This is a genomic window from Bacillus oleivorans, from assembly GCF_900207585.1.
GTDB lineage: Bacteria > Bacillota > Bacilli > Bacillales > JC228 > Bacillus_BF > Bacillus_BF oleivorans.
The window spans coordinates 205,300-224,233 of record NZ_OAOP01000007.1 but is presented as its reverse complement, the minus strand read 5'-3'; the positions used below and the strand labels follow the sequence as shown (position 1 = coordinate 224,233).

At 41.0% G+C, this 18,934-nt stretch carries 18 protein-coding genes and 1 pseudogene; all 19 read right to left on the bottom strand.

The window, feature by feature from the left end:
• Positions 1-107: 107 nt before the first annotated feature.
• On the bottom strand, positions 108-980 hold the full coding sequence (dapA, locus tag CRO56_RS16050; protein WP_097159642.1) for a 4-hydroxy-tetrahydrodipicolinate synthase: 873 nt from the start codon (positions 978-980) through the stop codon (positions 108-110).
• 15 nt (positions 981-995) lie between these two features.
• Positions 996-2,252 carry an aspartate kinase gene (dapG, locus tag CRO56_RS16045; RefSeq protein WP_097159641.1) on the bottom strand — a complete coding sequence of 419 codons (1,257 nt, stop codon included), beginning with the start codon at positions 2,250-2,252 and terminating at the stop codon, positions 996-998.
• Between the two features lie 72 nt (positions 2,253-2,324).
• On the bottom strand, positions 2,325-3,383 hold the full coding sequence (gene asd / locus CRO56_RS16040) for an aspartate-semialdehyde dehydrogenase (RefSeq protein ID WP_097159640.1): 1,059 nt from the start codon (positions 3,381-3,383) through the stop codon (positions 2,325-2,327).
• A 118-nt stretch (positions 3,384-3,501) separates the two neighbouring features.
• On the bottom strand, positions 3,502-4,104 hold the full coding sequence (gene dpaB, locus CRO56_RS16035; RefSeq protein WP_097159639.1) for a dipicolinate synthase subunit B: 603 nt from the start codon (positions 4,102-4,104) through the stop codon (positions 3,502-3,504).
• A gap of 8 nt (positions 4,105-4,112) precedes the next feature.
• The gene (gene dpaA, locus CRO56_RS16030) at positions 4,113-5,006 is read right to left on the bottom strand and encodes a dipicolinic acid synthetase subunit A (protein WP_097159638.1); all 894 of its coding nucleotides are present in this window, start codon (positions 5,004-5,006) and stop codon (positions 4,113-4,115) included.
• 346 nt (positions 5,007-5,352) lie between these two features.
• Positions 5,353-5,616, bottom strand: coding sequence for a YlmC/YmxH family sporulation protein (locus CRO56_RS16025; RefSeq protein ID WP_097159649.1), 264 nt, complete (start codon positions 5,614-5,616; stop codon positions 5,353-5,355).
• A 192-nt stretch (positions 5,617-5,808) separates the two neighbouring features.
• Positions 5,809-7,068, bottom strand: a complete 1,260-nt coding sequence (locus tag CRO56_RS16020) for a M16 family metallopeptidase (RefSeq protein WP_097159637.1) — start codon at positions 7,066-7,068, stop codon at positions 5,809-5,811.
• Between the two features lie 32 nt (positions 7,069-7,100).
• Positions 7,101-8,078, bottom strand: a complete 978-nt coding sequence (locus tag CRO56_RS16015) for a polysaccharide deacetylase family protein (protein ID WP_097159636.1) — start codon at positions 8,076-8,078, stop codon at positions 7,101-7,103.
• 178 nt (positions 8,079-8,256) lie between these two features.
• On the bottom strand, positions 8,257-10,374 hold the full coding sequence (gene pnp / locus CRO56_RS16010; protein WP_097159635.1) for a polyribonucleotide nucleotidyltransferase: 2,118 nt from the start codon (positions 10,372-10,374) through the stop codon (positions 8,257-8,259).
• 643 nt (positions 10,375-11,017) lie between these two features.
• Positions 11,018-11,287 (bottom strand): 30S ribosomal protein S15, encoded by a 270-nt coding sequence (gene rpsO, locus CRO56_RS16005; RefSeq protein ID WP_097159634.1) that lies wholly within the window; start codon positions 11,285-11,287, stop codon positions 11,018-11,020.
• A gap of 184 nt (positions 11,288-11,471) precedes the next feature.
• Complete coding sequence (locus CRO56_RS16000) at positions 11,472-12,407, bottom strand: bifunctional riboflavin kinase/FAD synthetase (protein WP_097159633.1); 936 nt, start codon at positions 12,405-12,407, stop codon at positions 11,472-11,474.
• A 22-nt stretch (positions 12,408-12,429) separates the two neighbouring features.
• A complete protein-coding gene (gene truB, locus CRO56_RS15995; protein ID WP_097159632.1) occupies positions 12,430-13,341 on the bottom strand; it encodes a tRNA pseudouridine(55) synthase TruB in 912 nt (303 codons plus the stop codon).
• A 255-nt stretch (positions 13,342-13,596) separates the two neighbouring features.
• Entirely contained in the window at positions 13,597-13,947 is a 351-nt protein-coding gene (rbfA, locus tag CRO56_RS15990; RefSeq protein WP_097159631.1) for a 30S ribosome-binding factor RbfA, read from the bottom strand.
• A gap of 16 nt (positions 13,948-13,963) precedes the next feature.
• Positions 13,964-14,241, bottom strand: a pseudogene (locus tag CRO56_RS15985) (DUF503 domain-containing protein).
• Positions 14,238-16,490, bottom strand: coding sequence for a translation initiation factor IF-2 (gene infB / locus CRO56_RS15980; RefSeq protein WP_097159630.1), 2,253 nt, complete (start codon positions 16,488-16,490; stop codon positions 14,238-14,240). Before infB ends, CRO56_RS15985 begins: the two are co-directional and overlap by 4 nt.
• 15 nt (positions 16,491-16,505) lie before the next feature.
• Positions 16,506-16,814, bottom strand: a complete 309-nt coding sequence (locus tag CRO56_RS15975; protein ID WP_097159629.1) for a YlxQ family RNA-binding protein — start codon at positions 16,812-16,814, stop codon at positions 16,506-16,508.
• Between the two features lie 7 nt (positions 16,815-16,821).
• Complete coding sequence (rnpM, locus tag CRO56_RS15970) at positions 16,822-17,094, bottom strand: RNase P modulator RnpM (RefSeq protein WP_097159628.1); 273 nt, start codon at positions 17,092-17,094, stop codon at positions 16,822-16,824.
• 22 nt (positions 17,095-17,116) lie between these two features.
• Positions 17,117-18,247: a transcription termination factor NusA gene (nusA, locus tag CRO56_RS15965; RefSeq protein ID WP_097159627.1), complete on the bottom strand. Its 1,131-nt coding sequence runs from the start codon at positions 18,245-18,247 to the stop codon at positions 17,117-17,119.
• A gap of 72 nt (positions 18,248-18,319) precedes the next feature.
• Positions 18,320-18,790: a ribosome maturation factor RimP gene (gene rimP, locus CRO56_RS15960; RefSeq protein ID WP_179714300.1), complete on the bottom strand. Its 471-nt coding sequence runs from the start codon at positions 18,788-18,790 to the stop codon at positions 18,320-18,322.
• Positions 18,791-18,934 lie beyond the last annotated feature (144 nt).

Below are 18,934 nucleotides of genomic sequence, written 5' to 3'. Positions count from 1 at the left end.
AAGGCAAAATTAAAAGGCATGAGTCCGGTTCAATACCGAAATCATGCCCAAGTAGCTGCCTAAATTTCTGTGTCTAACTTTTTGGGTTCAGATCAAATATGGCGGTTTTAGAGTGCCTGCATGACCTTCATTAAAGAAACCCTTTCGTCCTCTACTAAAGGGACTAAAGGTAATCGAACCGACCCAACATCTAATCCCTTTATTTGTAAAGCCGTTTTAATCGGAACCGGACTTGGAGCTTTAAAGATTTCTTTCATGAAAGGCAACAGCTTTTGATGGAGTTTGGCAGCCGCTTGTGTATTCCCTGATACAAAAAGCTCAATCATCTGTTGCATTTCCTTACCAATTACATGAGATGCAACTGAGACAACACCAGCTCCACCAATTGAAAGTGCTGGGATTGTTAATCCATCGTCACCACTATATACATCGAAATCATCAGGTGTATTCGCGATCACTTCTGTCATAGCATCTAAGTTCCCGCTTGCCTCTTTCAGGGCAACCACATTTGGGATCTCAGCCAATCTGATGACTGTATCTGGAGCCATATTAGCTACTGTCCGGCCAGGAACATTATAGAGCATGACTGGCAAGGAGGTTCCTTCTGCAATCGTTTTATAATGCTGATAGATTCCTTGCTGATTTGGTTTATTGTAGTAAGGAACAACTAATAAGCATCCATCTGCACCTTCAGCTTCTGCCCTTTTCGTTAGCTCAAGGGATGCATAGGTGTTATTAGATCCTGTTCCTGCAATGACAGGAATTCGTTTGTTGACTACTTTAACGACATGACGAAAAAGAGCAACCTTTTCTTCTGTCGTTAAAGTAGCAGATTCTCCAGTCGTTCCCGCGACTACTAAAGAATCCGTTCCATTTACAATTAAATATTCAATTAATTGAGTTGTTTTCCCAAAGTCTATATTACCTCTTTTATCTAATGGCGTTACCATTGCAGTCGAAACCCTACCAAATAAAGCCATCCAATCACTTCCTCTTTATGGTTTTTGTAGAAAATGCAATGCCCGAATGTCAGCTGTATCTTTTTCAAGTTCAAATGCGTCATGTAAGGCGTTGACAGCTGTCTTTAGATCGCTCTCTTTTACAAGAACCCATATTGTCGTATGACTGTCAGCTGATTGGAGAATTCTAATCCCTTTATCCGTAAGCGCTGAAACAATTTTAGCGGTAACTCCCGGCACACCTGTCATTCCTGCTCCGACAACAGAGACTTTAGCACAACCTGTTTCATATTGCGGATCAAGACCGATAGATCTTAAGGTATTGAGCGCCTTGTCGGTTACACTGTCTAATACCGTATAGACAACCCCATTTGGAGAAATATTGATTAAGTCAACGCTAATCTGCTCCATCGCCATTGCTTTGAAGACTTTAGCTTGTAAATCATATTCAGCCTTTTTCGCTCTAACCTTGATTTGTGTAACCGGAGCCAGATGGGCTATACCGGTAACGGGCTTCTCTCTCACGTCACTGCCGCGATTTCCGCGGTTTATGGTTGTGACAAGCGTTCCCGGCCCTTGCGAATAAGTAGACCGGATCCGAATAGGAATTTTTGCCTGCATCGCAATTTCTACGGCTCTTGGGTGGATCACTTTCGCACCCTGATAAGCCATATTGCAAATTTCATTGTAGGTGACAACTGTTAAAGGTCTCGCTTTTTCAGCGATTCTTGGATCGGCTGTCATGACCCCTTCCACATCTGTAAAAATATCAATCCATTCAGCATTTATAGCGGCCCCTAATGCTGCAGCAGATGTATCGCTGCCGCCGCGGCCAATTGTTGTAATTTCACCGCTCTTGGTTGCTCCCTGGAAGCCGGCCACAATGACAACATCATATTTTTCTAATTCCGTAATTAAGCGATCGCATCTCATTTCAATAATACGTGCGGCTGTGTGCTCCTGGTTCGTTCTAAAGCCAGCCTGTGCACCTGTTAAACTGATTGCCTTTAACCCGCTTTTTTGACATTCGTTTGAAAAAACTATACTCGAGATTGTCTCTCCGCAAGATAAAAGCAAATCTTGTTCCCTTTTACTCACATGAGTCCCGGCGCCATTAATTAACGATAATAAAGAATCAGTCGAATACGGATCTCCCTGTCTTCCCATCGCCGAAACGACAGCGACTACCTTATAGCCGTCTTTTAGCGCCTGTTTAATATGGGAGATCGCAAACGAACGCCCTTCTTCATTTCTAACCGAAGTACCACCAAATTTTTGTACGACGATTTTCATACTTCCACCCCAATTATGTTGTGAACAATTTATTTCGGCAGACCTTATTTTATGCTTTGATCTAAATTATTGTCAGTTCTTTCTTGTTAATAAATCCTGTTTCACTAGAGACCAGGCAATTTGAACTGAATTCCAAGCCGCTCCTTTAAGAAGGTTATCTGAGACAACCCATAAATGGAAACCACGGTCTTCATCCAAATCTTTTCTAATTCTTCCGACAAACACATCCGGTTTTCCTTCGGCTAACAAAGGCATAGGGTAGATTTGTTCTTCAGGATTATCCTCTAATGTCACACCATCTGCTTGACTGAGCAATGTTCTTACTTCGTCTGTTGAGACTCCCTCTTTTTCCACTTCGATATAAACAGATTCTGAGTGTCCAGCAACAACTGGCAGCCTTACACATGTAGCGGCTACCTTTAATTCTGGCATATGCATAATTTTTTTCGTTTCATTAATCATTTTCATTTCTTCATAAGTAAAGCCATTTTCCTGGAACACATCAATTTGCGGAATCGCATTGAAAGCGATCGGATAATGTTTTTTATCCGCTTTTACCGGGAGAAATTTTGGTTCAACCGTTTCTCCTTTTAACATCGCTTCAGCCTGACTCTTCAATTCGTCGATTGCCAGGTGACCGGCACCAGAGACCGCCTGGTACGTGGATACGACTACTTTTTTCAGGCCAAAAGCTTGACGGATTGGTTCAAGCGCAACCACCATTTGAATCGTAGAACAGTTAGGATTGGCAATAATCCCATTGTGATCATGTAAGTCATTTTCATTTACTTCAGGAACTACAAGCGGCACATTCGGATCCATTCTGAATGCACTCGTGTTATCAACCACTACAGCCCCGCGCTTCACTGCTTCAGGCGCTAATAGTTTTGAGACACTGCCGCCTGCACTAAACAAGGCAATATCTACACCTTCAAAGCTTTCTGGTTTTGCTTCTTGAACTGTATATTCTTCATCCTTAAAACTAATCTTCTTGCCGGCAGAGCGGGCAGAAGAAAGTAAGGTTAATTGACTGATAGGAAATTCTAGAGCATCTAAAGTCTTTAGCATTTGTTCCCCAACTGCACCAGTTGCACCTACTACTGCAACATGGTATCCAGTATTTCTCTCCATAGGTGACTCCCTTTCCATTTTTGTGTTTATCCTTATTTTATCATATTCTGCGACTGATACAATCGATTGAATTTAAATACTATATCACCATTTTTTAAGAAATAAAAGGGGCTTTTTTTTATAATCTCGGATTTTTATATCTTTCTCTTAAAACAGGCTGAAATTGTTTACCTTCCAGCGCAGCTAAGACGGTGTCTTTTAATAATGTCATATCTGCCACCATTGACTTTGGCTTTTTAAATGGATCATCTTGGCCGAATGGAATAAAATAAATATCCTTCGCTGCCATCAGTCTCATCAGATTCACACCATTTAATCCCAATGCATCATTTGTAGAAATTCCTAATACAACAGGCCGGTAGTTACGCAGAGTCGCTTTCGCAGCCATTAGCGGCGGGGAATCGGTCAAAGCATTGGCGAATTTACTCATTGAGTTTCCTGTTAACGGGGCAATCACCATACAATCGAGCGGTTCTTTCGGACCAAGCGGCTCAGCCTTAACAATCGAATCAATCACTTCTCTGCCTGTTACCTCTTCAATCTTCCGAATCCACTCGGCACCTTCGCCGAATCGTGTATTGGTGCTTTTAACCGTAAAGGACACAACCGGAACCACTTCAGCTCCCTCATTCACCAATCCTTCTATTTCAGGAAAAACTTCTTCATACGTACAATGTGATCCTGTAATTCCGAATCCAATTCTTTTCCCTTTTAAACTCATAAAAAGATTTACCCCTTTCTATTTTTTAAATCCTGTTCTAAAAGCTGAGAAAGGACTCCAGCTAATATTTGACCCGCTGTCTTTGGGGCGACAATTCCTGGTAAGCTTGGTGCTAAAAGAGCTTTAATCCCGCGTTTTTCTGCGTATCTGAAGTCAGTTCCGCCTGGCTTTGAAGCAATATCGATAATCAGTGTGTGTGAAGGCATCTTGGATATAATCGATGCTTTAACAATTAATGCTGGAATGGTATTGATACAAATATCTACATCTTTAACGACTGAATCGAAATCATCTAAGTGAAAAGGTGTCAGACCCATCTCAGTAATTCGGGCAATATGTTCTGACTTGCGCGCTCCTACTTTTACTTTGGCGCCTAAGCTTGCAAATGCTCTCGCAACACTCATCCCAACCCTCCCTAGACCCAATATAATGACATTGGATCCATGGATGGTAAAATCAGTGTGCTGGATCGCCATCATAATCGTTCCTTCTACAGTTGGAATCGAATTATAAATCGCCACATCATCCCGCGAAAACAATTTAACCAGATTTCGTTTTGCACCTGCAGTCATTTTGTCTAAATACGGATTACTAATCCCAGAATAAATCGTGCAATGTTCAGGTGTTTGTTTTAATAATTCCTCTGTAAGTACTACCTTTTCATTTGAAAAAATCGTATCTACCTGGCCTTCATTATTGGTCCCTGCTACAGGCAGTATAATTGCATCCATATCACTAAAATCGGCATCTGTAACTTTTTCTTTTGCAGCACCAGTAAACGCATGATCTAATTGTTCAAAACCAATCAGTGTAATTTTCGCATCCTGCTCAATCAGCATCTTAATGATTTCAAGCTGTCTGGCATCGCCGCCTATGACAGCTACGTGCATTCCTGTTAGCATGTCACTATCACCTTCTCTTGGTTTCCGATCTTTCTGATTGAATTTAAAAAACCATACTCCTTCATCAGTTTATGAGCTAATAACTTATTAGGTGAGAAAGAATCGAGAAGATTTGTGAAGGAGGTTGGGGGAAGGGTTAATGAGCGCGGGTTTGGGTTTTTGATTGGGGATTGAGGGTTTTGAGTGTAGGTTGAGGTACTGAATGGGTTTGCTTTTGAGTGGGTGGGAACCTAAGTTATTGAGCGGTAATTGGATTTTTTAATTTTTGAGCGCCTACTAAGGTATATGTAATGACCGGGTTTAATGAACTTTTATCAAAATAAAAAACCGCTACGCAGCGGTTACGTTAAACAGTTTCTTCGTATGCTTCTTCCGTTTCATCCGGAATATCAATAATAATCATGTCACTGCCAATCTTCTTTATATGCTTCCAAGGAACGCGGATTTCGCCTCCCTGGCGCTTGAATCCAAACCATTTGCCAGTTGGGATCAGCAATGCTAAAATTTGGCCTTTTTCATTAATTTCTAAATCCGTTTGACCAAGGACTCCTAATCTCTCTGCTTTCTTGACGTCAACAATTTCTTTCCCACTCAGTTCACTTAATCTCATCATTCAAGCTCCCTTCTGCAGTTTGTCCTTTATTCATATGTATAGTAATGGGCGAATTTTTAGAATGAAACTTTGAAAATTTAATCAAGTTTTATGTGCACTATAAATTGAAAAAGTCCCAAACAATCAATCTATCCACAAAAAAGTGCCCACCCTCACGCTTTATGTGAGAACAGGCACATTCCTTTTACATCATATTTCTACTTTTTCCTTTAAAGCCTCAGGAAGTCTGCCTTCTGGGCTGATCAGAGAAACGGACAGCTGACCTTCCTGGAAAATTTCATTGGCAACTTTTGCAACATCTTTTAATGTAACCGAATCAATTTCTTCTGTTATTTCATCTAGGGAACGATGGCGTTTTAATAGTAATTCATTCTTTCCATTACGGCTCATGCGGCTATTCGTGCTTTCTAAACTGAGCATTAAATTGCCTTTGAGCTGTTCTTTACTGTTATTTAATTCTTTTTCAGTTACGCCTTGTTGTTTTAATTGTTTTAGTGTTTGATCAATCGTTTCATACAGTAAGTCTAATTGTTTGGCTCCTGTACCGCCATAAATCGTGACAGAGCCGCTGTCTTTATAAGAGGTGTGATAGGAGTAGACCGAATACGCTAAGCCTCTTTGTTCCCTTACTTCCTGGAATAGGCGGCTGCTCATGCTTCCGCCCAAAATATTATTCAAGACTATGAGGCTGTATACTTTTTCATGACCAACCGGATAACCGTTAAATCCTAAGCAAAGATGTGCCTGTTCTACTTCTTTTTTTCTTGTGAAAAATTGCTGATGGAAGAAAGGCTCCTTCTCCTTCTCATTGTTAACATGGGTAGATTGATACTCACCAAAATATTTCTCTACTTCTTTAATAAAGCTATCCGGAATATTACCAGCAATTGAAATCACCACATTCTCAGGGGTATATCTTTCTTGCATATAGGTTCGCAAAGTATCGCCATTGAACGTCTTTAATGTATCTTCTGATCCGAGAATCGGAAACCCTAGAGGGTGTTTCCCGTAAATTGCCTGGCTTAAAAGGTCATGGACAATATCATCTGGCGTATCTTCATACATTTTAATTTCTTCATATACGACATTTTTCTCCTTTTGAAGCTCGCCCTCTTCGAAGGTAGAGTTAAAAAACATATCAGCTAACACATCCAACGCAAAGGAGGCGTGTGTGTCTAGTACTTTTGCGTAATAACAGGTATACTCTTTGGACGTGAAAGCGTTAACCTGTCCGCCGATTGAATCAAAGCTTTCAGCAATTTCTCGTGCATTTCTTGTTTTTGTACCTTTAAAAAACATGTGCTCTAAAAAGTGAGAAATTCCGTTGTTTTCAGCTGATTCATTTCTGGAACCTGTTCCGATCCAAACGCCAATCGCTACACTGCGAACCGTTGGAATATTTTCTAGTACAATTCTTACTCCATTTTGACAAATGTGTTTAGTCAGCAATAAAAGTCCTCCTCTAGCTGTAAATATGTATCTTATTTGTGATCAGAAAGCCGCTGCTCCTCTTTCGTTGATAGAATCCGCTCTTCGCTTAGCAGTTTCGATACGGTACCGATTTGATACCCTCTCTTTTTGGCTTCTATTATTAATGTTTCAATGGAATCTCTTGTTGATTCGGTCGGATGCATCAGAATCATTGCTCCGTTATGAAGCTTAGGCAAAACACGTCCGAGCCATACCTGTTTGGTTGGCTTTTGCCAGTCGATCGAATCGACACTCCACATGACGGTCTCCATATTAAGCTGACGGGCAATTTCAACCGTTTCGTTGCGAAAGGCACCTGATGGAGGAGCAAACCATACAGGCTTAATGCCCGTTGTTGCCTCGATAATTTCATTTGTTTTTTTTAGTTCATCATATGTCTTGCCGGTTGGAAGTGTTTTTAAATCAGGATGGCTATAAGAATGGTTCCCAATATCATGATGACCTTCGGCTATCATTTTAGCAAGGTCTGGATTTTTTTGCACCCATCTGCCCTCTAAGAAAAAGGTTGCTTTTACATTATGCTTTTTTAATGTTGCTAAAATATCTAATAAGTATTCTTCTCCCCAAGCGACATTGACGAGAAATGCGACCATTGGCTTATCCGGATGACCCTTATAGATCGGTTCCGCCGGAAGTTCACGAAGATGCGTGTTTGGCGGGACTTGCTGATAAACTAACAGATTTTCAATGAATTTTCCCTCTTTTTTCATATTCTGATAGGAAGCATCGATATCGACTTTTAAGCCATTGAGACCCGGGGTTTTTTTCCATACCCGATCGATTTTCGCATCTTTTGGCGGTATATAAACGGATTGGGCATAATCTTGAATTTGATTATATAATTCCATGTTTTTCGCCACGGGTACAGAAGCTTGCTTTAAGCTGCTTACATATTGAGATGTCCATGGATTTTGAATTATTAAAGTCGCGATTGCTACACATAAGAGCCATTTTACATATCGTTTCATTCATACCTTCCCCCTTATCATTAAAGTATGAATCGGAGGGACAAGGTAGAACAATCGATCATAACTTGTCTCTTACTTGCGACTAACCCTAAATCACTCTATGTACTTTATTCATTTATCACTTTATTGTTCTTCTTAAAGTGTAAAAAAGATCAGGGTTCATGCCCTGACCTTAAACTTATGATTGTTGTTCAGCTTGTGCCTTTTGGTCACGAAGCACGGCTTTTCTAGATAGATTGACTCTGCCTTGTTTATCGATTTCCGTAACCTTTACTAAGATTTCATCACCAATCTTCACAACATCTTCAACTGATTTAACTCTTTCCTCAGCCAATTCAGAAATGTGAACCAAACCGTCTTTGCCATTGAAGATTTCAACAAAGGCACCGAACTTCTCGATTCGTTTTACCTTTCCGAGATAAAGCTGTCCGACCTCTACCTCTCTCACGATATCTTCAATGATTTTCTTCGCTTTTTGGTTCATTTCTTCATTTGTAGATGAAATGAAGATCGTACCATCTTGTTCGATATCAATTTTTACGCCTGTTTCTTCGATAATCTTGTTAATTTGTTTACCGCTTGGCCCAATTACATCACGGATTTTATCAGGATTTATCGTCATTTGCAAAATTTTCGGTGCGTACGGAGACAATTGACCTCTTGGTGCTGATAGTGTTGCCAGCATCGACTTCAATATATGCATCCGCCCGGTCTTAGCTTGCTGAAGGGCTTCTTCTAAAATTTCACGAGATAAACCTTCGATTTTAATATCCATTTGCAGTGCAGTGACCCCTTTTTCGGTTCCTGCTACCTTAAAGTCCATATCACCCAGATGATCTTCCATTCCCTGAATATCAGTTAAAATGGAATAATGCTCTCCAGATTTAACGAGTCCCATGGCAATACCAGCTACAGGTGCTTTAATTGGGACACCAGCATCCATCATCGCTAATGTACTGGCACAAATCGAAGCTTGAGATGTAGATCCGTTTGACTCTAGTACTTCAGATACAAGACGAATCGTATATGGAAAATCCTTTTCAGATGGGACAACAGGCTCTAGCGCTCTTTCACCCAGTGCACCATGTCCAATTTCTCTTCGCCCTGGTCCGCGAATCGGACCAGTTTCCCCTACTGAAAAGTGTGGGAAATTGTAGTGATGCATAAAACGTTTGGACTCTTCAATCCCAAGCCCGTCCAGTACTTGTACATCGCCTAAGGCTCCTAAAGTACAGATACTTAAAGCTTGGGTTTGTCCTCTTGTAAATAATCCTGAACCGTGTGTTCTAGGAAGCAAACCAACTTCAGATGACAGCGGGCGAATTTCATCTAGCTTTCTTCCGTCAGGTCGAACCTTTTCTTCAGTAATGAGACGGCGCACTTCAGATTTTACGATTTTTTGCAGGATTTCTTTAACCTGCTTCATGGTATCATCTTCTGCTTCTTCTGCCTCAAATTGTTCGACTACACGATTTTTAACCGCTTGAATCGCATCTTCACGTGCATGCTTTTCTACGACCTGGACGGCTTGTACCATTTCGGATTCGCACATAGAACGTACTTTTTTCTCTAGCTCTTCATCTACTTTATATAGCGTCACTTCCATTTTTTCTTTTCCGACTTTGGCTTGAATCTCTTCTTGGAATGCGATAAGACGCTTGATTTCTTCATGACCAAACATGATTGCTTCTAACATGACTTCTTCTGGTACTTCATTCGCCCCAGCTTCAACCATGTTAATCGCGTCTTTCGTGCCTGCTACCGTTAAGTTGATATCGCTTTTATCCATTTGTTCAACTGTAGGGTTGATAATAAATTCACCATCTACCCGGCCGACAACTACACCTGCTATCGGACCTTCAAACGGGATATCGGAGATCATTAATGCCAGGGAAGATCCAAACATAGCCGCCATTTCGGACGAACAATCCTGGTCTACACTCATTACAATACTGACAAGCTGGACTTCATTTCGGAACCCATCTGCAAATAAAGGGCGAATCGGCCTGTCGATTAAGCGGCTCGCTAAGATTGCTTTCTCACTGGGACGGCCTTCGCGTTTAATAAATCCCCCTGGAATTTTTCCGACTGCATATAATCTTTCTTCGTAGTTTACTGTAAGCGGAAAGAAATCCAGGTTTTTTGGTTCTTTTGAAGCAGTTGCTGTACTTAAAACTCCTGTTTCTCCATATCGGACAAGAACTGCGCCATTGGCTTGCTTCGCCAACTGTCCGATTTCAACAGACAATTTACGACCTGCCCAATCTATGGAAAAGACTTGTTTCTCTTGTTCCATTCGTAAATAAACCCCTCTCTTGCTTTCACTATAGAGGTTTAGTTCTTTCTAAACCCTTAAGTTTGCTATTATTATAAGTATACACTTTCGATTATAACCTTAAAATGAATATGTAAAATAAAACAAGAATTATGTAATCCGGTTGTGCTATTTATTATAAGCATAATAAATTCTGAACTATGATTACTGTCTAGCTCCAGCACTCAGCGCCTATCGGACTTATCCAGCTCCACGCGTGCGTCCCTCGAGCGCTTCACCTCCTCCTACAGAAGCAAAGAGCGCTACTTAGTCGGAAGCGCAAGCGTTGTCTGGCCTGTTCGCTTTTAGATTTCCAGTCACCTCTGATTGATAAGTCAACATCAACCCCCTGCCGGTCGTCGTGTTTTCCTTTATCCCACTCGAGGTTCAGTCCAGTCCGTCCGTCGCTGAACGGGCGCTTTCGCTTTTCTTATTTGTATAAGAAAAAGCGGGAATAATCCCGCTTTCGCTACTGTCTAACTCCAGCACCCAGCAACTAGTGGACTTCCCTCACCTCCGGTCGATAAGTCAACATCGACTCCCTTGCGGTCGCCGTGTTTCCTTTATCTCTCTACGGCGAAAGTAATGTCCATACGTTGCAAATGGTACGCTTCCGCATATCTAATTATCTACGTAAACCAAGCTTATTAATAAGCTCACGGTAACGCTGAACATCTTTGTTGCGAAGGTAAGTTAATAGATTACGACGTCTACCAACCATCTTCATAAGACCACGACGTGAATGGTGATCTTTTTTATGCGTACGTAAATGTTCGTTCAAGTTGTTAATCTCTTCCGTTAGGACAGCGATTTGAACTTCTGGAGAACCAGTGTCATTTTCGTGAGTTTTGTACTCTTCAATCAATTCGCGTTTGCGTTCTTGAGTGATTGCCATCCTTTTCACCTCCTATTAATCAAAATCCCCAATTACCGAGCAATCGTTGGTGAGTCGAATTGCCAAGCAACGGTTCTTAAAGACTTACGTTTCATAGCATACTATTATCTCGATAAAAAATCAAGTCTATGGTTAACTTTAAACGTTGCGAATAAGTAACCTTTTTGAGGCATAAAAAGTAAAACTATTTTTCAAAGTAGGCCCTTGCATCGTCCGCATCCTGTTTAATTTGAGCAATCAGGTCATCTATATTGGAAAACTTTAGTTCGTCCCGAAGGCGTTTATGCCATTCAACCACAAGGGTTTCACCATAGATATCACCTGAAAAATCTAAGATATAGACCTCTGCCTGCGGCTCTAATGGCCCATCTTCGAACGTGATATTATAGCCAAAATTACAGGCTCCCACGTGCCATTTATTATGAAGTAAAACCTTTACCGCATATACCCCGACAGGAGGTTTAAGAGTTTCATGGTCGAGCAGGATATTCGCCGTCGGGAATCCCAGCAGTCTTCCCCGCTTCTTTCCGTGGACAACTGTTCCCTGCACTGAATAATAACGGCCTAAAAACTCTTTGACCCTCTCTAACTCACCATTTAATAAGAAGCTTCGTATCGCTGAAGAGCTTACTTTGACGCCTTTTTTTTCTAACTTTTCTACTGTTGTTTGTGTAAATTGACCTCGTGAATGGGCGGATAATGTGTCCATTGTTCCTTTTCCGAACCGGCCGTATGTATAATCAAATCCGGCTACTACGTGCTGTACATTTAACCCAATCAGATATTGATCGACAAAATCTTGAGGTTCGAGTTGGGCAAACTCCTCCGTAAAGCTTACAACGAATATATAATCCACGCCTAATGAGCGAATCAGTTCTATTTTTTGATCCAAGGGTGTGATTGTATCAATATGGCTTGATTTTTTTAAAACAACGATTGGATGCGGGTTAAATGTCATGACCGCACTTTTTATATCATGTTCTTTCGCATACTCAACAGCTGTTTGAATCACCTTTTGATGACCTAGATGTACCCCATCAAAATAGCCAAGAGCTAGAGCCAGCTTCGGAAAATCTTGTTTTTTCATAGAATGGGGATAATTTAAAGCAATGACTTCCAATGTCTCCTACTCCTTTATATCTCTAAAAATGAAATACCTTTTCAGGTTTCAGTAAATTTGATTTATTGGGATGTACACGATAAATGGCTAGGGCCTTACCAGATTCATCTACGAACAAAAAGGATTCTTCTCCTTTGTAAAAGGAAAGCAGCTCTTTTTCTAAGACCATTCCGTTTTGCACTTTACTTGCTAATGTATCATGGATTACAAATTTGGGCAAATCAGATAGGGCTACAGAAATCGGAACTAGAAGGGCAGCCAGCTCATTTCTTTCTTTGGCCGCTTCTAATTCCTCAAAGGTTTTACAATCGGCCAGTGTAAAAATAGATGATTTCGTCCGTTTTAAATCAGACATAAACGCTGGAACGCCTAATACCTCACCGATCATAACCGCTAAAGTTCGGACATAGGTTCCTTTACTGCATTGTACTGAAAAACGAAAGCTGGGATAGGGACCCTCAAATACCTCTTGATCACTCTCGAGCGTCCACTTAAAGACGGTAATTTCCCGTTTGGGGCGTTCCACTTCTTTGCCTTCCCGCGCATACTCATACAATTTTTTTCCGTTTACTTTCACAGCTGAATACATTGGGGGCACTTGGATGAAGGTGCCTGTTAATTGGTTCATTGCTTTTTCAATCTCTTCCCTGGTTATGGAGGATATGTTTGTTTCCTGGACCACCTCACCAGATGCATCTTCCGTTGTTGTTGCCATGCCAAGGGTCACCTCGCCCTCGTATCCTTTGGGACTGTTTAACAGGTATTCGCTGATTCGGGTGGCGCCCCCGATACATATCGGCAAAACGCCGGTTACATCTGGGTCTAATGTGCCTGTATGTCCCACTTTTTTAGTCTGAAAAATCTTTCGTAATCGATTCACACAATCGTGTGAGGTTACGCCTTTCGGTTTATAAAGAGGTAACACTCCGTCCAAGTTCGTCTCAGCTCCTTTAAACCTTTACATATAAAGAAAACTTGGCTAGCTCCAAGCCTTTAGGCGCAGGCGATTGCCTAGTTGCACTTATCACGCTCGAAACGCCACGTCATGATGTATAGCTTGACTAGTCTTTTGCCCGTCGTACTTTATTCCTAAAAATTTTAACTGCGCCGAATATACTACATTGCTAAAATTTTATACATATAAAGTACAAAAAGGATTGGGGTCATGCCAATCCTAATTGTCTTCCTTCTAATTCTCATCTTCTTTTTTTATTTCATGAAGCAGATTCTCAATTCGATTGCCATACTCCATTGCTTCATCTACTTCAAATAGAAGTTCAGGGGTTTTACGAAGACGAATTCTTTGCCCTATTTCGGTGCGAATGAACCCTTTCGCTTTCGCCAGAGCTTTTAACGATTCTTGTTTCTTTTCTTCGTCACCCAGAATTGAAATATATACTTTTGCCTGCTGAAGGTCACCAGTTACCCGTACATCTGTAACTGTAACAAATCCAATACGCGGGTCTTTTATTTTCCGACCAATGATATCCCCCAGCTCTTTCTTCATTTGTTCTGCGACTCTATTGGCTCTAAAACTCATCCTAATCACCTCGAGGTTATAACCGTTCTATATGAGTAACAGTCCGTTCGATTTCGGGAAAAGAGTCAATAAATTGTAAGGCTCTTTGGATTCTTTTTCGGCCGTTACATTCGACGAATTCACCGTTACTATTGCGATCGTGGTCCGCTGCCACACATCCTGATGGTCAACTTCCGCCACAGCAATATTAAACGTTTGCGCAAGTCTGTTCATGATTCTTTGTAAAACCGCCCGCTTCTCTTTAAGGGAGCGGGCGTCATAAATCAAACATTCAATAGAAGCACTTACGATCAAGCTCTTTCCACTTCTTCCATGATATATGCTTCGATAACATCGCCTTCTTTAATATCGTTAAAGTTGCGAATTGTTATTCCACATTCATAACCTTGAGAAACTTCTTTCACATCATCTTTGAAACGCTTTAATGCATCAATTTCTCCTTCAAAGATGACAACTCCGTTACGAATCAAACGAACGCCAGAATCTCTCGTTATCTTGCCGTCTGTTACATAGCTCCCTGCAATCGTACCAATTTTGGATACTTTGAAGGTAGTCCGAACTTCTGCCTGACCGATTACTTTTTCCTCGAATTCAGGGTCAAGCATACCTTTCATCGCTGCTTCAATTTCATCAATGACTTTATAAATAATGCGGTGCAGACGAATTTCAACGTTTTCTGCTTCAGCAGCACGTTTTGCATTAACATCTGGACGAACATTGAAACCAACCACAATGGCATTAGAAGCAGACGCTAGGATAATATCCGATTCATTAATTGCACCCACACCGGAGTGAACAATTTTTACATTAACGCCTTCTACATCAATTTTTTGAAGAGAGGCTGCTAATGCTTCTGCCGAACCTTGAACATCCGCCTTAATGACAACATTAAGGTCTTTTACTTCCCCTTGTTTCATTTGTTCGAATAGATTTTCAAGGGTGACTTTTGATTTTTCACTGCGCTGTGCCTGAATGGCTGCCTGAGCTCTTGCTTCCCCAACCTGACGGGCTGTTTTTTCATCATCAAATACGACAAAACGGTCACCGGCTTGAGGAACATCATTTAACCCTGTAATCTCAACTGGAGTTGACGGACCTGCTTCTTTTACTCTGCGGCCGAGATCATTGACCATCGCACGAACACGTCCAAACGTATTTCCTACTACGATTGGATCTCCGACATGAAGTGTACCGTTTTGAACAAGTAATGTCGCGACAGATCCTCTTCCTTTATCAAGTTGTGCTTCAATGACAGTACCGTATGCATTTCGGTTCGGATTCGCTTTTAGCTCTTCCATTTCACTCACAATAACGATCATTTCAAGAAGGTTATCAATTCCATCACCTGAGAGAGCTGACAATTGGACAAAGATCGTATCTCCGCCCCAATCCTCTGGAATGAGTCCATGCTCCGTCAGTTCTTGCATAACGCGATCTGGATTGGCGGCAGGCTTATCCATTTTGTTTACAGCTACGATGATTGGAACCTTTGCTGCTTTTGCGTGATTAATTGCTTCAACAGTTTGCGGCATCACACCATCATCAGCAGCAACCACAATAATGGTGATATCGGTAACTTGGGCACCACGTGCACGCATCGTTGTAAAAGCAGCATGTCCTGGTGTATCTAAGAAAGTAATCTTTTTGCCATTTAATTCAATCTGATACGCACCAATATGCTGGGTAATCCCGCCGGCTTCCCCTTCTGTCACTTTTGTGTGACGAATCGAGTCAAGCAGGGTTGTTTTCCCATGGTCAACGTGACCCATAATCGTAACAACTGCAGGGCGTTCCTGTAATTCTTCTTTTCGGTCTTCTGTCATATAAACCGTTAAATCGGTAATATCAATATCAAATTCTTCTATTACCTCGACATTGTATTCAGCTGCAATCAATTCAATCGCATCTTTGTCAAGTGATTGATTAATTGTAGCCATTACACCAAGCATGAATAATTTCTTAATAATTTCAGAAGGTTCACGATGCAGCTTTTTCGCAAGCTCTGCGACCGTTAACGACTCTTTGAACGTAATTTTGCTTGGAAGCTCTTTTTCTTTTTTCTTAACAGGCTGCTGTACTTGCTGCTCACGGAAATGGTTTTCGCCTTTTCCGGAATTCTTGCCATTTCCTTGTTTTTTATTGTTTGGTTTCCCTTTTGTTAAAACTTTAGATTCTTTCTTTTGATTTTCATTCTCGTGTTTCTTCCCTTCACGAGGTTTTGGAACGGTTTTAACCTTTACTTTACGTGGAGTTAAATCGTCGTCTTCGTCCACAATAACTCCTTTTTTAGAAGCTGGAGCTGGCTCTATCTTTTGCTCTTCTTTTACTGGTTTTGACTCTTGCTTTTGCTTTGGTGCATCCTGTTTTTGGTTCTTCGTTTCTCCACCCGGCTTTAAGGCGGCCTCTAACTTTTGAATGGCTGCTTCATCTATTGTTGACATATGGTTAGATACCTCAATATTTATCTCTTTTAGTTTTTCAATTACTGCCTTACTTGAAAGCTTATGTTTTTTAGCGTATTCATAAACACGCAATTTAGTCATAATACTTCACCCCCGCTAAATTTCCTCAAGCAGTCTCCTTACACTATTAGCAAACCCCCCATCCGTGACACATACTATAACCCGTGCAGGCTTGCCGATGGAGTGGCCTAACTTGTAGCGACTTTCTACCATACAAACTGGGACTTGATAATACTTACATTTATCGAGCACTTTTTTCATTGTATTGGCGGAAGCGTCTTTCGCTAAGAGGACTAACTTTGCTTTACCTCTCCTTACTTCCTGAATCACACTTTCTTCGCCTGAGACTACTTTTCTTGCACGGTTTGCAAGTCCCAATAGGGACATCCAATTGTTTTGAGTCATGAAGAGACTAGCTCTCCTTTTCAACAAATTTCAAGAGTTCTTCGTACACTTCATCTGGCACGTTTGCTTCTAGGTGATGGGCGAGAACATTTTTCTTTTTTGCGGTTTCAACCGCAATCCTAGTTTTTGAAAGATAAGCACCTCTGCCAGATTTTTTCCCGGTTGGATCGACTTCAACCAATCCTTCTTTTGACCGGACGACACGGATCATCTCTTTCTTCGGCTTCATTTCACCTGTCGCTACACATTTTCTGAGAGGGATCTTTTTTTGGACAGCCATCACCACTCACCTCTTTATGTGATTATTCATCTTCCATTAAATCATCAAATTCATCGTATTCATTATCTTCGTAAGTTGAGTCATAATCATTCGCATTTGCACGCGGATAAATCCCTAACTCTCTAGCATCTGTTTCACTTTTTATATCGATCTTCCAGCCTGTTAGCTTTGCGGCTAATCTAGCATTTTGACCGCGTTTCCCTATCGCGAGAGAAAGCTGATAGTCCGGTACAATCACAGTTGTAGCTTTTTCATCTTCATCGACAATGACATCGAGTACTTTTGATGGACTTAACGCATTGGCAACAAATTCTACCGGATCTTCGGACCATTTCACAATATCAATTTTTTCGCCTTTTAACTCGTTTACAATTGCTTGAACACGTGATCCTTTAGGTCCAACGCAAGCTCCAACAGGATCGACTTCTGGATTATCTGCATGAACCGAGATTTTAGAGCGGTCTCCCGCTTCACGTGCCACAGACATAATTTCTACCGTCCCGTCAAAAATTTCAGGAACTTCAATCTCAAACAAACGTTTTAAAAGACCCGGGTGTGTTCTTGATACAAAAATTTGCGGCCCCTTCGTGGTCTTTTCAACTTTTGTAATAAATACTTTCATTCGTGTATGAGGTTCATACGACTCATTTGGCATTTGTTCACTAAAAGGAAGCAAGGCTTCAATTTTACCAAGAGCGACATACGTGAATTTTCCGTCTTGTCTTTGCACAATCCCGGTCATGATATCTTCTTCCCGGTCAGCAAATTCAGAGTAAATTATGCCTCTTTCTGCTTCTCGAACTCTTTGGGTCACTACTTGTTTGGCTGTTTGAGCAGCGATTCTTCCAAAATTTCGAGGCGTTACTTCTAATTCAACGACATCCCCAACCTCATAATTAGGGCTAAGTTCTTTTGCATCTTCCAGCGAGATTTCAAGACGCGGATCTTCTACGGTTTCTACGACATCTTTTCTGGCAAAAACACGCATAGTTCCTTTTTCTAGATTTAAATCAACTCTAACATTTTGAGCTTGGTTGAAATTTCTTCGATACGCTGAAACTAAAGCAGCTTCTATGGCTTCAACAATAACATCTCTTGAAATTCCTTTTTCTTTTTCAAGCAGCGTTAACGCATCTAACAATTCACTGCTCATGACATACATCCCCCTTCAAATTTGGAAAATCGTAAGTTCTTTCAGGTCAGAATAAGAAATGGCTGACCAGATTTACGAAAATGTAACCGCCAGTCTTGCTTTGGCCACTTTTTCAAGAGGAATGGTTACGGTTTTCGCTCTCGTTTTCACCTTGTATTCAACAGTTAACTCATTACCGTCGAAGGATATGAGTTTTCCTTCAAACACTTTTTCATTATCAATTGGTTCATATGTTTTGATATGTACATGTTTACCAATCGCCTTTTGAAAATGTTCAGGCTTCTTCAAAGGCCTTTCGGCGCCAGGTGAAGATACTTCTAAAAAATATGGATGCGTGATCGGATCGACTTCATCCAATTTTTCGCTAAGCCTTTCACTAACAATACCACATTCTTCAATGTCGACACCTGTATCCTTATCCACATATAGGCGAAGAAACCAATTAGGACCTTCCTTTACGTATTCAATATCAACAAGCTCTAACTGTAATTGTTCTAAAATGGGTAAGCTTAAACTTTCAACAATTTCCGTTACCTTGCTCATCATGATCCCTCCTTACTTTTATGTCAGCTGTTCCATTTATCCTTTGATCAATGAAACACATCTTGTAAGGTTATTTTTCCTGAAAAATCTTACAACAATACGAAAGAGTGGGTTTCCCCACTCTTGGTCCGAAAGTTTTCTGTA